The sequence below is a fragment of the Palaeococcus pacificus DY20341 genome (assembly GCF_000725425.1).
In the GTDB taxonomy this organism is placed as follows: Archaea; Methanobacteriota_B; Thermococci; order Thermococcales; family Thermococcaceae; genus Palaeococcus; species Palaeococcus pacificus.
Genome location: NZ_CP006019.1, coordinates 829,683 through 843,137, shown reverse-complemented (window position 1 = coordinate 843,137; position 13,455 = coordinate 829,683). Strand labels below are relative to the sequence as shown.

Genomic DNA, 13,455 nt, shown 5'->3' with positions numbered 1-13,455 from the left:
GAAAAAGAAATCAAGCTTTCATCGCTTCTTTAAGCGCTTCTGCGAGCCTCTTTATACCCTCAACTATCTTCTCGTCCTCAACATAGGTGAAGTTAAGCCTCATTGTGTTCTTAACACCTCTGTCAGCGAAGAATGCCTCACCTGGGACATATGCAACTCCCTTAGCAACGGCCTTCTCAAACATCTCCTTGGTGTCTATGCCCTCTGGAACGGTTACCCAAACGAACATTCCTCCGTCGGGCTTTGTCCACTTAACTCCTTCAGGCATGTACTTCTCAAGAGCGTCGAGCATTATCTCCAGCTTTGGCTTGTAGAATGCCCTAATCTTTTCGATGTGCTTGTCTAAATAGCCTCCTTTGAGATATTCAGCGGCTATCACTTGTCCAAAGACGTTTGTGCACAAGTCAATACCCTGCTTGGCTATCTCAAGCTTCCTTATGAAGTGAGGCTCGGCAGCAATCCAAGCAACCCTGAATCCAGGAGCGAATATCTTGGAGAATGTTCCCAAGTAGATAACCCTACCTTCTTCGTCCCAATACTTAATGGGTGGGATTTCTTCTCCCCTGTATCTGAGCTCATTATATGGTCCATCCTCAATAATCAAGAAGTCATATTCACTTGCAAGCTCTAAGAGCCTCTTTCTCCTCTCTTTGCTCATTGTAACTCCGCCAGGGTTTTGGAAAGTTGGAATGGTATAAACAAGCTTTACTTTCTTCCCTTGAGCTTTAAGCTCTTTGAGCTTCTCTTCAAGGAGATCAATGCGCATTCCTTCATCGTCAAGCGGAATTTGGATGAATTGAGGATCGTAGTACCTAAAGGATTGGAGCGCTGCTAAATAAGTTGGAGCCTCTACCACAATAATATCCCCAGGGTTTATGAAGACTCTACCGATTAAATCGAGACCTTGCTGGGAGCCTGCAGTGATCATAATGTCAACTTTTGATATTGGGATGCCATACCTCTTCCTAAGCATTTCTGCAATTTCTAATCTTAGAGGTGTGTATCCCTTTGTTGTTCCATATTGTAAGGCAGCATTCCCGTGCTCTTCTATGGCTTTTTGAGCTAGTTTCGTTATAAGGTCCTTTGGGAATGTCTCAGGGTTTGGAAGCCCACCAGCGAGTGAGATTATCTCCGAGCTTTCTACTAACTTTAGAAGCTCTCTAATTTCTGAAGCTTTCATTCCAAGAGCTTTTTCGGAGAAGTAAGCCTCATAATTTAATGTCACAGCTTCAAGCTTCTTTTCAAGCTTTCTTTCTAATTTCTCCTCCATCACCATTCACCCCAGCATGTATTGAACAAACTTGAACATAGGCTCAATTTTATACACTTAAAGCTTTGTGACAATTAAATATAAAGCTTTCGGCATTGGTCGTAAATGCCCTTGTTATTTGTAAACAAAAACATTGGCAATATTTTAAGTACATCAAAGTTTATCTTTGTGCCTTAATGCATAAAAGAAAACAGAGGATAGTGAGGTATATAAAGGAGCAATGCGAAATAAAATGATACGCAAAAGAGGAGGGGGAGGTAATGACAATAGTTAAGGAAGTTTTGGAAATTGCCGAAAAAATAAAAAACATGGAAATTAGGGGAGCGGGAAAAATAGCACGATCAGCAGCATTAGCTTTACAAATACAAGCAGAAAAAAGCAACGCAAAGAATGAAGACGAATTTTGGAACGAAATGAAGGAAGCTGCAAAGCTACTTTACAATACAAGACCGACAGCGGTTTCTTTACCGAACGCTCTACGTTATGTAATGTATAGAGTAAAGCTCACGTATAATGGTGGTGCAAGCTTAGATGAGATAAAGTTTATGGCGACAAATTCCGCAAAGGAGTTTATTCACAATTCAGAGAATGCTGTTAAGAAAATAGCGGAGTTTGGAGCAAAGAGGGTTGAAGACGGGGACATAATAATGACACACTGCCATTCCAGCGCCGCCGTAGGAGTCATGAAAAAGGCTTGGGAAGAGGGTAAGGATATAAAGGTTATAGTAACCGAGACTAGGCCAAGATATCAGGGCAAAATAACAGCCAAACAGCTGGCTGAAGCAGGGATACCCGTTATTTATGTGGTGGATGGAGCTGCTCGGCATTACATGAAGATGACCGACAAAGTAATCATGGGCGCTGATACAATAACTGCTAATGGAGCAGTTATAAACAAGATTGGGACTGCACTAATAGCCCTAACCGCAAAAGAGCACAGAGTTTGGGTTATGACAGCAGCCGAGACGTATAAGTTCCATCCCGAAACATTGCTAGGCCAGCTTGTAGAGATAGAGGAGCGCGATCCCTATGAGGTAGTCCCCAAAGAAGAGCTCGCAACTTGGCCAAAGAATATAGTGGTTAAGAATCCCGCATTTGATGTTACTCCACCGGAGTATGTGGATGTCATAATAACAGAAAAGGGAGTAATTCCCCCATACGCAGCTATAGACATACTTAAGGATGAGTTTGGATGGGCGCTCAAGTATAGGGAGCCCTGGGAGGATTGAGTTTTTCTCTCCTAAACTCAAGCTTTAAAAGCCCAACCCTTTTATATTTCTTCAGCAAAAAATAGAAAGGTGATGTTTATGAAAGCATACGTGAGCGAAAACGTTCAGGGAATTTACGCCTTTGATGAGCAGGGTAATCTTATAACCAAGAAGGAGTATAGAGAAAGCCCCGAAAACTCTTTAGAGAGGCTTTTAAAAGGAGAGCTTACAGAAGAGCTAGTTGAACTCGTTGAGGAGCTCATGAAAGAAGGATACACTTCACTTATCTTTGAGCACCAAGAGCTCGCGAGAAGAGTTAAGGCTAAAGTAGGGGTAGATGCTGATTTTGAATTTCCAAACTTGGCTGGTGAAAAACTTAGAGAGAACCCAGAGGAGTTCTTAGGGAAAAACTGGTTCGAGAGCTACTTCGAAGTGGGCTTAGCACTAACAAGGCGTGGAATCCAAGAGCAGAGCGGTGCAAGAGACAAGATGATAATCCAGGCTATTGAAGCTCTAGATGACATTGATAAAGTAGTAAACCTCCTAGTAGCTCGCTTGAGGGAGTGGTACACCCTTCACTTCCCTGAGCTTGATGAACTCCTACCAAAGCACCAGCAGTTCGTAACTTTTGTCAAGGTAGTTGGAAAGAGAGACAACTTAAATGAAGAGACTATGAAAGAGCTCAGCTTCAGCGAAGAGAAGCTTAAAAAGATAAAGGAAGCAGCAGAGAAGTCTATGGGCGCTTGGATGGACGATAGAGATATGAAAGCCATACAAGACCTTGCAAAGGAAATAGATAGGCTCTACAAGCTTAGAGAAGAGATTGAAGACTACATAGACAGAGCTATGGACGATGTTGCTCCAAACTTGAAGGCTTTGGTTGGAGCTAAGCTTGGTGCTAGACTGATAAGCCTTGCTGGAGGTCTAAAAGAGCTCGCTATAATGCCCTCCTCAACAATACAAGTTTTAGGTGCGGAAAAAGCTTTGTTCAGACACTTAAGAAGCGGTGCTAAACCTCCAAAGCACGGAATAATTTACCAATATCCTGATATCAACCGCTCACCGTGGTGGCAGAGGGGTAAGATAGCGAGAGCTTTGGCCGGAAAGCTGGCCATAGCAGCAAGAGTAGACTACTTCTCGGGCGAATACATTGCAGAAGAACTTAAGAACGAGATTGAAGCAAGAATTAAGGAGATAAAAGAGAAATATCCGAATCCACCAAAGAGAAAGCCAGAGAAGCCGAAGAAGAAAGAAAAGAAAAAGAAGGGTAAGAAGTTCAAAGGAAAGGGCAAGGAAAAAGGCAGAAAAGACAAGGGGAAGTTTAAGGGCAAAAAGAAAGGCAAAGAAAAGAAGAAGAAAAAGAAGGAAAGGAGGTGAGTGAATGAAGATTAAAAAGCACAAATTCCCTGGCGTTTATATCTTCATTGATGATGACGGGAGCGAGAAAATAGCGACGAAGAACCTCGTCCCAGGGCAAAAAGTCTATGGAGAGCGCATTGTAAAGTGGGAGAAAGAGGAGTACAGGATTTGGAATCCAAGGCGTTCAAAGCTTGGAGCGGCTATACTAAATGGACTAAAGCACTTCCCAATCAAACCAGGAAAGAGCGTCCTATATTTGGGAATAGCGAGCGGAACAACCGCTTCACACGTTAGCGACATCGTCGGGTGGGAAGGCAAAGTATACGGTGTTGAGTTCTCGCCGAGGGTTTTGAGAGAGCTTGTGCCTTTAGTCTACGAGAGGAAGAACATTATCCCAATACTCGGTGATGCAACTAAGCCCGAAGAGTATAGGGCAGTGGTGACAAAAGTTGATGTAATCTTCGAGGACGTTGCACAGCCCACACAGGCCAAGATTTTAATCGACAACGCTAAAGCATATCTCAAGAAAGGCGGCTACGCTATGATATCCATCAAGAGCAGAAGTATTGACGTTACAAAGCCACCTGAGCAGGTTTTCAAGGAAGTTGAAGAAGAGCTGAGCACGTACTTTGAAGTGGTAGAAAGATTATCCCTTGAGCCCTACGAAAAAGACCACGCTTTAATTGTGGTTAGAAAGCCTTAAGCTTTCTTTTCTACTCTTTTAACTCTCAGTCCAAAACCAAAGGTGGGAGAAGAATTTTTATACAAATCTTTCCAATTGTAAATGGTGATTGCTATGCCCAACATAAAAGTACGCGTTTCTGGAGAGAGCGTTTCTCCCACAAGAATGATTGTTAAAGGAAAAAGCTTCGAATACATTGTGGATAAAGATGAATCAAGTCCCCTTGAGTATATATTAGCTGCTCTGGCAGGCTGCATAAACATAGTTGGATTCATGGTAGCTAAAGAGATGGGTTTAAACATTGAGAAGATACACATCAAAGTGACTGGCAGGATAAACACAGACAGGCTGATGGGTAAGAACGTTGAGGACAGAGCTGGCTACAAGGAGATAGAGGTTAAAGTGAAGGTAAAAGGCGATATTCCAGAAGAAAAACTCTCAGAGTGGCTAGAAAAAGTCGAGGAAAGGTGCCCAATTGGTGAGAACATAATGAACGCAACGCCTGTTAACGTCTCGGTTGAAAAAGATTAGCTCCATTATTCTCTTATCTTTGGAATTTCCCTTCCATGAGGGCACACTTTTGGGTTGTTTAAGATACCACACAGCTTCTCCACAAATTCGTCGCTTGCCGAATGTTCGAGCTTGCATGCTTCAAAATGTATCTTTGCCATATCTTCATAACCCAGGACATCTCTTAAAAAGCACTCTATTATGCGGTGCTTCCATATCAGCTTCTGTGCCACGTTAAATCCCTTTTTCGTCAAATCAACGCCTTTATAAGGGACATACTTAATAAAACCTTCTTTGCTGAGCTTTTGCATCATTTCCGTGACTGTTGCAGGCGAAACTCCCAAATATGCAGCGATGGAAGAATTTTTAACGTTTTCACCTCTCTCTTTTAAGAGATAAATGCACTTCAAGTAGTCCTCAGCTTGTGGGCTCACCACTTTAGACGCACCTAAAACTAGAAGAGAATCTAAATTTAAAAGTTTAACGTGAAAAAAAGAAAGAGTTGTCACTCTTTACTCGGCAGATATGGAATAATCCAGCTCAAAAAGCTATCTAAACTTCTCGTTTGGATATAAAGAGTCCCAGTCCCATAGAATTCTGCGACTAATCCCTCACCGCTAAATAATGTGCTCTTTAAGCCTCCAACGCGCCTTAAATTGAAGTCTAATCCCTCGCTGAAGGCCACTAAATGGCCGGTGTCTATTATAAAGCGCTCGTTGTGAAGTTCCTTCTTGTATATTGCCCCAAAACTTGAGAGAAAAACCGTTCCCTGACCTGTCATTTTGAGTAAGAATAGGCCTTCACGCCCAAAGAATGTTTTTGCTCCTCCCCACTTGGTGTTGATATCTATGTTCTCTGAGCTAGCCAAAAAAGCTCCACTTTGAGCGTACAATGTGCCGTTAAGCTCAAAAACTTCAATATCCCCCATATATGCCGGTGCAAATCCTACTACTCCTTTTCCACCTTCGGCCCTAAACTTGTTGATGAAAAAGCTTTCACCGCCGAGCATTGAGCGCTTCAAGGCTCCAAAAATGCCACCTTTAGCTTTTGTTTCCAGTCTTATGTTCGGGCTCATGTGAACCATAGCACCCGCTTCGGCTTGAATGACCTCTCCTTCTTCAAGCTCTACTTCAACCAAGCTAAAACTTGGCTTGTGCAAAATTTCATACCTCATCGTATTATCCACCTAGTGATAACTCTAAACGATAGTATATAGGGCTTCCTATCGATAATTGACGAAATATGCTTTCACTTTTACCGAAAGGCTTTTATAATAACCCGCTTTATCCATCAAGGAACGTTTGAAATTTAACTCTTATGAACTAACAAGGTGATGCCGATGAGAAGACTGTTAAAACCAATAAAGGATGTTGGTATTGTTGGATATGGAGCATATGTCCCAATGTTCCGCATAAAAGCGGAGGAAATTGGGAGAGTTTGGGGAATAAGCAGTTTCCCAATCCAAGAAAAGTCCGTGAATAATTTAGATGAAGATGCCTTAACAATAGGCATCGAAGCTGCGAGAAACGCTTTGAAAAGGGCTCAAATTGATCCTAAAGAGATTAGAGCGATTTGGTTTGGAACGGAGTCAAAGCCTTATGCCGTCAAACCAAGCGCCACCGTAATAGCCGAAGCCATAGGCGCTACACCTGAGTTAGATGCAGCTGATTTTGAGTTTGCTTGTAAAGCTGGAACCGAGGCATTACAAGCTTCTATAGGATTTGTTGGAAGTGGAATGGCCAAATATGCTATGGCAATTGGTTCTGATACAGCCCAAGGCAGACCTGGCGATCACTTGGAGTTCACAGCCTCCGCTGGAGGCGCGGCATACATCGTTGGAGAGAAGAGTAGTGAGACGATTGCCTACTTTGAGGGAAGCTATTCCTATGTAACCGATACCCCCGACTTTTGGAGGAGGCAACACGAGCACTACCCAAGACACGGCAACAGGTTCACAGGAGAACCAGCATACTTCCACCAAATTGTGAGTGCTGCTAAGGGTTTAATGGAAGAACTCGGCTATTCTCCAAGCGATTTTGATTACGCTGTCTTTCACCAGCCAAATGTTAAGTTCCCACTAACAGTTGCGAAGATATTGGGAATTCCAAAGGAGAAGGTACTACCGGGTCTCTTAACCGGGATAATAGGAAACACTTACAGCGGTGCTACGTTAGTTGGCGTTTCAGCGGTTTTAGACATAGCTAAGCCAGGCGACAGGATTCTTTGGGTAAGCTTTGGAAGCGGTGCTGGAAGCGATGCATTCTCACTCGTGGTTCAAGACGCTATAGAAGAGAAAAGAGATTTGGCTCCAAAAACAATGGACTACGTAAATAGAAAGAAATACATAGACTACGCCCTCTACGCGAAGCACAGAGGCAAGTATATAATGTGAGGTGGTTAAAATGAGGAAGCCGGTTATCATTGGTGTTGGTGCAGTCCCTGTTGGAGAGCACTGGAGAACTAGCTTGAGGGACATGGCCGTTGAAGCTTTGCTTAATGCTATGGAAGATGCAGGCGTTGATAAGGTTGATTCACTTTATGTTGGAAACATGGCGTCTGGAAGCTTCATAGAGCAGGAAAACTTAGGTGCCCTAATAGCAGACTTTGCGGGATTGGGAAACATTCCTGCTGTTAAGATTGAGGCTGCTTGTGCAAGTGGAGGAGCAGCAGTTCAAGAGGGAGTTAAAGCAGTCATGAGCGGCCTTGAAGAGGTAGTTGCCGTTGTTGGTGTCGAGAAGATGACCGACGCTTGGCCAAGCGATGGCACACGCTATTTAGGATATGCAGCAGATTCAGAATATGAACTCTTCCACGGAGCAAGTTTTGTAGCATTAAATGCTCTCATCATGAGGCTCTACATGAAGGAGTATGGCTATACTGAGGAAGATTTAGCTCATTTTGCAGTTAATGCACACATAAATGGAGCAAAGAATCCATATGCCATGTTTAAGAGACCAATTAAGTTAGAAACAGTCCTCAGGAGCCCGTACATTTCAGACCCAATAAAACTCTTCGATGCTTCTCCCATGTGCGATGGTGCAGCTGCAGTGATAATAACCACCGAGGAAAAAGCCAAAGAATTCGTTGATAAGGCCAAGATGGTTGAAGTTGCAGGAATGGGAAGGGCAATCGACACGATAAACCTCGCCAATAGGAAGGAACTTTTAACCCTGAAAGCTGCAAAAGTTGCCGCTGAAAAGGCCTACAAGATGGCAGGCATAGAGGCAAAGGATATAGACCTTTTCGAGATTCATGATGCATTTACAATAATGGCTGCTCTTAGCTTGGAGTCCATAGGCATAGCAAAAAGAGGAGAGGGTGTCAAATTAGCAAAAGAGGGACAAATAGCAATCGATGGAGATTACCCAATACAGACTTTAGGAGGTCTAAAGTCAAGAGGACACCCCGTCGGTGCCACAGGTGTCTATCAAACTGTCGAAGCAGTGTGGCAGCTTAGGGGAGAATCACCAAACCAAGTACCAGACCCAGAAATTGCCCTAACTCAAAATATTGGTGGAACAGGTTCGAATATAACAATTAGCATTCTGAGGAGGGTTTAAAATGGCGAGGCCAATGCAGGTAGCCAGATATTGGAGACACTTTAAAGAGAAGTACCGCTTAGTCGGTACAAAGTGTAAGAGCTGTGGTAAAGTTCACTTTCCTCCAAGACAAGTATGTGACGAGTGCGGAAGCAGAGAGATGGAAGATGTCCAGCTAAGTGGAAAGGGAAAAGTCCTCAGCTGGACAATAGTTAGGAACCCACCGAGCGGCTTCGAATACGTTAAACCATATCCCCTAGCTTTAATCGAGCTTGAGGAAGGCCCAATAGTGTTTGCTCAGCTCACAGACGTTGACCCTGAGGAGATAGACTTCGGCATGGAAGTCGAGATGGTAACGAGGAAGATTCGGGAGTTCGGAGAAGACGGACTAATCCTCTACGCCTACAAATTCAGACCACCAATTAAGTGAGTTGTAGCGTTTTCTTTTTATTCCTTTTAATACTCCTACACTTTGCACAATTCTTAAAATGTTTGAAATACATAAAGTTATTTGGTGGTATTATGGACAGTGAAGTAAAGCTTGCCCTTACAAAAGAGGGCGTACAAGTTGTTGACAGCCAGACGTTTAAAGTGCTGGCCGTTTTTACGATAGAGGACATAGCAGAAATACTCGAATTCAGATATGCCATCCCGTGGAACAAAAGCAAGAGTATTCTGGAGGAAATAATGTACATACTAGAAGATATAGAGGAACTCTATGAAAAGCTGAAGGCTGAAGGAAAGATGCTTTCAAAAGAGATAATCGAGGATCACGTGAAAAAGAGAAAAACATTTTAAGCGCTTTACTGTATTCTATTCGATGCGGTATGAAGAACAAGCTCATAGTGGTCACTGGAGGGGCTGGATTCATAGGCTCCCACATCGCCGAGGAGCTGAGCGAGAAAAACGAAGTGATTGTAATTGACAACCTCTACACTGGAAATCTTGAAAACGTGCCTCCAAACGTCAAATTCATCCAAGCAGATGTTAGGGACTACGAGAGCATAGCAGATCTCATCTCCCAAGCAGACTACGTTTTTCATGAGGCTGCTTTAGTGAGCGTTGTTGAGAGCGTCGAAAAGCCACTCCTTGCGGAAGAAATCAATGTTCTTGGGACGCTTAACATTTTGAGGGCTTTAATCGAAGGGCATGGAAAGATGATTTTTGCCTCTTCTGCTGCTGTCTATGGCGACAACCAGAACCTTCCCCTTAAAGAGAGCGAAAAGCCAAACCCACTATCCCCCTATGGCGTGAGCAAAGTAAGTGCAGAGTACTACCTAAAAGTGTTTCACGAACTCTATGGCATCCCAACTGTGTCTCTAAGATACTTCAATGTATTTGGGCCTAGACAGGGATACAACCAATATGCGGGAGTTATAAGCATCTTCATAAACCGCGCCCTTAGGAATGAGCCGCTAGTAATCTATGGAGATGGAAAGCAGACGCGGGATTTCATCTATATTAAAGATGTAGTTAGTGCAAATATCCTCGCTGCGGAAAGTTCTAGAGCAGATGGGAGAGTATTTAACGTGGCTAGAGGGGAGCAGACTACCATTTTAGAGCTCGCTTTGAAGATAATCGATGCAACCAATTCAAAGAGCTCAATACTATTTGATAAGCCAAGGCCGGGAGATATAAGGCACAGCTTAGCGGATGTAAGCGAAATTAGAGAGCTCGGCTTTGAACCAAAGTACAGCCTTGAGGAGGGCCTGCTAAGGACGGTGGAGTGGTATAAGAAAGGATGAAATACAGAAAAGATAGAAGGGCAAAGCTCACTTCCTTGGAACATTAAACTTCATTGCCTGCTCCTGCTGAAGTTTTTGGGCTTTTATAGCCAGCTCTTGGAGCTTGTGCTCTATTTGGTGAAGACTTTCCTGAGTCTTCTTTATCGCTTCCTCATACTCCTTAACCCTGCTATCTAAGTAGCCTATAGCATCGTCTAAGCTCTTCTCTATCGCGTATCCAGCCCCAACGCTGACTATCGCATTTTCCTTGTCCACAATTTGACCCTTTAAGAATGAACCGGCGCCGATAGGAACTAAAATTTCCGGCTTTTCATCTTCAACTTCCTTGAGCTTCTCTAACGTTTCTTTAACCGCTTTGAACTCGTTCATTCCTAAAGTTAGGAGCTCGAGGTTTTGAGCTAGCAACTGGGCTTGAGCCTGCAAAAGCTGATACTCATAAGCCAACTTTTGGAGTGCCTCCTCACTTTGAGCCATAACTTCACCTCCAAGGAGAAATGGGAAAAGCTACTTTTAAGGATGTTGGTAACTTTGAAAGTTGTATAACCAACGGAAAGATAACGAGTTAAGATCAAACAGAGAATCATTAGAAAATAGTCCCATCCCTTTGAAAAAGAGAAAAACGAAATTAAGCGAGTTCTAAGCTGAGCTTTCTAACTATTGGGTTTTCTGCTTCTTCTGGCTTTATCTCTTCGATTGACTCTATGATGACCTTGTTCCTCTTAACACGGTGCTTGCTTCCAAGTTCGGAGTAAACAAGCTCTTTAATGTCCTCTTCCTTCAAACCCCTATATTCCCTTGTGAACTTCTCTTTCTTTCCGTTCCTCTCAAAGACTCCTCTAACCCTGAATACCTTAACCTCCATTCCCCTCACCTCATAGGAATCCTAAAGCTTCCTCAATCTTGACGATTTCGGGACCGGTTGTTAGAGATCCTACAACAACACCGTTTGAGTTGGCCAGCAAACATGAGCCAACGAATGGAACACCCATGTTGGCAGTTCCAACATAAACATCAACCTTAAAGAGGTCGCTCAACCATTCGAGCTCCTCCTCGGTTGCCTCCGGATGAACGAGAGCACCTTTATTTGTTACAACTCCAACGCTCCCAACGGCATGGTACTCCGCTATAACGCCCCTCTCGACTTCAACACCAAGCACATCCTCGATGAACTTGACCTCTTCCCTTGAAAACTTCGGACTCACTAAAGCGGCTTTGTCATTGGCTAGAATAAGGTTTCCGAGTGCAGTATAAGCAGTCATCATAGGCTCAATCCGTGTATCTATGCCAAGTTCTCTTAGCGAGTTCCTAATTTTCTCAAGCTCGCCATCCCAAATGTAGTATGTAGTTAAAATGCCGTTGGAGTTCCCAACAGATAAAAGACCAACGATTCTTGATTTCATAATGCTCGTTTCAATTAAAGGAACTCCTAGGACTTCCTTAAGAACATCGAGCTTCTTCTCCTGAAGCCCCTCTCTAATCAAAGCTACTCTATCCGTAGCTAACCCAAACACTCCCAGGTATGGTGAGTTTTCAAAATCAAGTCTTTCTATGTGCATCTTCTATCCCTCGGCTTTCCCTCACAGGGAAAATGTAAAAATCAAGCGAGGTGAACTTCGGCAACCTTAATCTTGCCTTCCTCTGTTTCCCTCTCGTCAATTATGACCTTAACGCGAAGCTTGCTTGGTGGTTTCTCAATGCCGCGCTCCCATATCTTCTCGTTGACGTCCTTGCCGATGATAACTTCTTGAGCCTTTGTGTGCCTTGCTACGAACTCTCTAACGAACTTGACAGCCCTTGGAGCTCTCTTCCACCTTGGAGCAATCTTCTTAACTTTTCTAATAGGGATGGTATAAACTCTCTCCTCTGCCATAGCTCATCACTCCTTAAGCTTTGTCCTCCTCCAGTATCTCCTCTTGGGGTGGCTCATAACCTTCCTGTTTGTCTTAACGATTACCCAAACTGGAATCCTTCTATTTTGCTTACCAGCTTTTGCGAGTCTAAGCTTCTTTGCAAGTGGCTTATACCTTGCCATGTCAATCCCTCCTTCACTTGTGAACGTGAAAAGTATCTAAGGCACAATTTAGTCCGAGCTTATTTAAACTTTGCTTCCATTCACATTCAAAAGGTTGAGGTTAAAAACCTTTCCCTCGAGGGGCATTTTTCTGTTAGTTTTCAGCGTTCCTTCGTGCCCCTTACGCTAACCCCCTATTCTGACATCCCGCTGAAATGAAGGGGTAAAGGGGAAGGCCGAAAGATGCCAGAATGGTCAAACTGCAACCCATTCCCCTTTTAAAAACCTTTCCATCTGGGGGCACGTTCTGTCTTACTTTTCTGGCATCTTCCATGCCCCCTAAGTTACCCCCATATTCAGCGTTCTTTTCTGAGAGTAGTATATTCACTCTCATTCCACTTTTTAATGACCCATACATGAGGGCATTTTTCTGTCTCCATTCAGCATTTTTTCATGCCCCTTACGTTAATCCCTTATTCTACATTCCCTCAGGCATACTGTTAAAATTTATGAGAAATGCTCAAAAAGGTTCCCCTAACCTCCACCCCAAGACCCTCGACTGATAGTGGCGCCTTGGAAAGATAGTCAGCGGATCAATGCCTTTTTCTCTCAAAAGGTGCCTGAGTTCAACTTCGTAGTCGCTCTTTTCAAGCTCCTCGCTCTCCTTAACCTCAACAACGAAGAGCTTTTCCGTAAGCTCTCTAATCGTTTTGTAGCCTAAACCAAGGAGAGGCCTTATGTATTGAACTTTGAATCTATCTTCGAGCGAGCGCGTCTTCCTCTGGTCTAAAAGGGGGACTCTATCGTCTCTTCTCGTCCCGTCGCTTATTCTTTCAACGTTTTCGCGTTTTGCAATTTCCTCTAAAGCCCTCTCGTGAATGAACTGGATGGCATTGTTCGGGTGACCATCTTTAATGCACATTTCCATGGCCTTCTCCAGAATTATCTTGTCTAAAAAAACTACCTCATGCTTAAAGCCCAATCTTTCAGCAGTTTCTTTAGCGTAGCGCCATGAGTCGAGAAGGCCAAAGTTAACTGTTATGAGCTTAACATCATAACCCATTTTCTCGAGAATATAAGCGGAGAGGGAAGAGTCCTTTCCCCCGCTGTAAAAGTGATAAACCTCCATAG

Annotated in this window: 18 protein-coding genes; 9 read left to right on the top strand and 9 right to left on the bottom strand. The window is 43.5% G+C overall.

Annotated elements, in window-relative coordinates:
• Nucleotides 1-10 precede the first annotated feature (10 nt).
• Nucleotides 11-1,270 carry an aminotransferase-like domain-containing protein gene (locus PAP_RS04765; RefSeq protein WP_048164937.1) on the bottom strand — a complete coding sequence of 420 codons (1,260 nt, stop codon included), beginning with the start codon at nt 1,268-1,270 and terminating at the stop codon, nt 11-13.
• Between the two features lie 260 nt (nt 1,271-1,530).
• Here PAP_RS04765 and PAP_RS04760 point away from each other — a divergent pair, with 260 nt between their 5' ends.
• The 4 genes from PAP_RS04760 (at nt 1,531) to PAP_RS04745 (ending at nt 5,050) form a co-directional block, all read left to right on the top strand.
• Nucleotides 1,531-2,499 carry a ribose 1,5-bisphosphate isomerase gene (locus tag PAP_RS04760; RefSeq protein WP_048164936.1) on the top strand — a complete coding sequence of 323 codons (969 nt, stop codon included), beginning with the start codon at nt 1,531-1,533 and terminating at the stop codon, nt 2,497-2,499.
• 78 nt (nt 2,500-2,577) lie between these two features.
• Complete coding sequence (locus PAP_RS04755) at nt 2,578-3,855, top strand: C/D box methylation guide ribonucleoprotein complex aNOP56 subunit (protein ID WP_048164935.1); 1,278 nt, start codon at nt 2,578-2,580, stop codon at nt 3,853-3,855.
• A 4-nt stretch (nt 3,856-3,859) separates the two neighbouring features.
• Nucleotides 3,860-4,540 carry a fibrillarin-like rRNA/tRNA 2'-O-methyltransferase gene (locus tag PAP_RS04750; RefSeq protein ID WP_048164934.1) on the top strand — a complete coding sequence of 227 codons (681 nt, stop codon included), beginning with the start codon at nt 3,860-3,862 and terminating at the stop codon, nt 4,538-4,540.
• 81 nt (nt 4,541-4,621) lie between these two features.
• Nucleotides 4,622-5,050: an OsmC family protein gene (locus tag PAP_RS04745; RefSeq protein WP_236627013.1), complete on the top strand. Its 429-nt coding sequence runs from the start codon at nt 4,622-4,624 to the stop codon at nt 5,048-5,050.
• A gap of 5 nt (nt 5,051-5,055) precedes the next feature.
• On the opposite strand, the gene PAP_RS04740 is transcribed toward PAP_RS04745, so the two are convergent.
• Nucleotides 5,056-5,466, bottom strand: a complete 411-nt coding sequence (locus tag PAP_RS04740) for a metal-dependent transcriptional regulator (RefSeq protein ID WP_048164933.1) — start codon at nt 5,464-5,466, stop codon at nt 5,056-5,058.
• Between the two features lie 68 nt (nt 5,467-5,534).
• On the bottom strand, nt 5,535-6,203 hold the full coding sequence (locus tag PAP_RS04735) for a TIGR00266 family protein (protein ID WP_048164932.1): 669 nt from the start codon (nt 6,201-6,203) through the stop codon (nt 5,535-5,537).
• A 165-nt stretch (nt 6,204-6,368) separates the two neighbouring features.
• Here PAP_RS04735 and PAP_RS04730 point away from each other — a divergent pair, with 165 nt between their 5' ends.
• The 5 genes from PAP_RS04730 to PAP_RS04710 all read left to right on the top strand — a co-directional run bounded on the left by PAP_RS04730 (nt 6,369) and on the right by PAP_RS04710 (nt 10,313).
• Nucleotides 6,369-7,421: a hydroxymethylglutaryl-CoA synthase gene (locus tag PAP_RS04730; protein WP_048164931.1), complete on the top strand. Its 1,053-nt coding sequence runs from the start codon at nt 6,369-6,371 to the stop codon at nt 7,419-7,421.
• Between the two features lie 10 nt (nt 7,422-7,431).
• Nucleotides 7,432-8,589 (top strand): thiolase domain-containing protein, encoded by a 1,158-nt coding sequence (locus PAP_RS04725; RefSeq protein ID WP_048164930.1) that lies wholly within the window; start codon nt 7,432-7,434, stop codon nt 8,587-8,589.
• A 1-nt stretch (nt 8,590) separates the two neighbouring features.
• Nucleotides 8,591-8,998: a Zn-ribbon domain-containing OB-fold protein gene (locus PAP_RS04720; protein ID WP_048164929.1), complete on the top strand. Its 408-nt coding sequence runs from the start codon at nt 8,591-8,593 to the stop codon at nt 8,996-8,998.
• A 92-nt stretch (nt 8,999-9,090) separates the two neighbouring features.
• Nucleotides 9,091-9,366: a hypothetical protein gene (locus PAP_RS04715; protein ID WP_048164928.1), complete on the top strand. Its 276-nt coding sequence runs from the start codon at nt 9,091-9,093 to the stop codon at nt 9,364-9,366.
• A gap of 29 nt (nt 9,367-9,395) precedes the next feature.
• Nucleotides 9,396-10,313: an SDR family oxidoreductase gene (locus tag PAP_RS04710; protein WP_048164927.1), complete on the top strand. Its 918-nt coding sequence runs from the start codon at nt 9,396-9,398 to the stop codon at nt 10,311-10,313.
• Between the two features lie 27 nt (nt 10,314-10,340).
• On the opposite strand, the gene pfdA is transcribed toward PAP_RS04710, so the two are convergent.
• The 6 genes from pfdA to PAP_RS04675 all read right to left on the bottom strand — a co-directional run bounded on the left by pfdA (nt 10,341) and on the right by PAP_RS04675 (nt 13,453).
• Complete coding sequence (gene pfdA, locus PAP_RS04705) at nt 10,341-10,787, bottom strand: prefoldin subunit alpha (protein ID WP_048164926.1); 447 nt, start codon at nt 10,785-10,787, stop codon at nt 10,341-10,343.
• A gap of 151 nt (nt 10,788-10,938) precedes the next feature.
• The gene (gene rpl18a / locus PAP_RS04700) at nt 10,939-11,175 is read right to left on the bottom strand and encodes a 50S ribosomal protein L18Ae (RefSeq protein ID WP_048164925.1); all 237 of its coding nucleotides are present in this window, start codon (nt 11,173-11,175) and stop codon (nt 10,939-10,941) included.
• A 10-nt stretch (nt 11,176-11,185) separates the two neighbouring features.
• Nucleotides 11,186-11,869, bottom strand: a complete 684-nt coding sequence (locus tag PAP_RS04695; protein WP_048164924.1) for a translation initiation factor IF-6 — start codon at nt 11,867-11,869, stop codon at nt 11,186-11,188.
• Nucleotides 11,870-11,910: 41 nt separating this feature from the next.
• On the bottom strand, nt 11,911-12,183 hold the full coding sequence (locus tag PAP_RS04690) for a 50S ribosomal protein L31e (RefSeq protein WP_048164923.1): 273 nt from the start codon (nt 12,181-12,183) through the stop codon (nt 11,911-11,913).
• 6 nt (nt 12,184-12,189) lie between these two features.
• The gene (locus PAP_RS04685; protein ID WP_048164922.1) at nt 12,190-12,345 is read right to left on the bottom strand and encodes a 50S ribosomal protein L39e; all 156 of its coding nucleotides are present in this window, start codon (nt 12,343-12,345) and stop codon (nt 12,190-12,192) included.
• Between the two features lie 499 nt (nt 12,346-12,844).
• Nucleotides 12,845-13,453 (bottom strand): DUF7411 family protein, encoded by a 609-nt coding sequence (locus tag PAP_RS04675; protein WP_048164920.1) that lies wholly within the window; start codon nt 13,451-13,453, stop codon nt 12,845-12,847.
• Nucleotides 13,454-13,455 lie beyond the last annotated feature (2 nt).

Bases quoted from the DNA above. Each gene is read 5' to 3' on its own strand.
- PAP_RS04745 (WP_236627013.1), top strand. From the start codon at position 4,622: ATGGTGATTGCTATGCCCAACATAAAAGTACGCGTTTCTGGAGAGAGC.
- PAP_RS04765 (WP_048164937.1), bottom strand. From the start codon at position 1,270: ATGGAGGAGAAATTAGAAAGAAAGCTTGAAAAGAAGCTTGAAGCTGTG.
- PAP_RS04715 (WP_048164928.1), top strand. From the start codon at position 9,091: ATGGACAGTGAAGTAAAGCTTGCCCTTACAAAAGAGGGCGTACAAGTT.
- PAP_RS04685 (WP_048164922.1), bottom strand. From the start codon at position 12,345: ATGGCAAGGTATAAGCCACTTGCAAAGAAGCTTAGACTCGCAAAAGCT.
- PAP_RS04710 (WP_048164927.1), top strand. From the start codon at position 9,396: ATGAAGAACAAGCTCATAGTGGTCACTGGAGGGGCTGGATTCATAGGC.
- PAP_RS04695 (WP_048164924.1), bottom strand. From the start codon at position 11,869: ATGCACATAGAAAGACTTGATTTTGAAAACTCACCATACCTGGGAGTG.
- PAP_RS04750 (WP_048164934.1), top strand. From the start codon at position 3,860: ATGAAGATTAAAAAGCACAAATTCCCTGGCGTTTATATCTTCATTGAT.
- PAP_RS04730 (WP_048164931.1), top strand. From the start codon at position 6,369: ATGAGAAGACTGTTAAAACCAATAAAGGATGTTGGTATTGTTGGATAT.
- PAP_RS04675 (WP_048164920.1), bottom strand. From the start codon at position 13,453: ATGGAGGTTTATCACTTTTACAGCGGGGGAAAGGACTCTTCCCTCTCC.
- pfdA (WP_048164926.1), bottom strand. From the start codon at position 10,787: ATGGCTCAAAGTGAGGAGGCACTCCAAAAGTTGGCTTATGAGTATCAG.
- PAP_RS04735 (WP_048164932.1), bottom strand. From the start codon at position 6,203: ATGAGGTATGAAATTTTGCACAAGCCAAGTTTTAGCTTGGTTGAAGTA.
- PAP_RS04690 (WP_048164923.1), bottom strand. From the start codon at position 12,183: ATGGCAGAGGAGAGAGTTTATACCATCCCTATTAGAAAAGTTAAGAAG.
- PAP_RS04760 (WP_048164936.1), top strand. From the start codon at position 1,531: ATGACAATAGTTAAGGAAGTTTTGGAAATTGCCGAAAAAATAAAAAAC.
- PAP_RS04725 (WP_048164930.1), top strand. From the start codon at position 7,432: ATGAGGAAGCCGGTTATCATTGGTGTTGGTGCAGTCCCTGTTGGAGAG.
- rpl18a (WP_048164925.1), bottom strand. From the start codon at position 11,175: ATGGAGGTTAAGGTATTCAGGGTTAGAGGAGTCTTTGAGAGGAACGGA.
- PAP_RS04755 (WP_048164935.1), top strand. From the start codon at position 2,578: ATGAAAGCATACGTGAGCGAAAACGTTCAGGGAATTTACGCCTTTGAT.
- PAP_RS04720 (WP_048164929.1), top strand. From the start codon at position 8,591: ATGGCGAGGCCAATGCAGGTAGCCAGATATTGGAGACACTTTAAAGAG.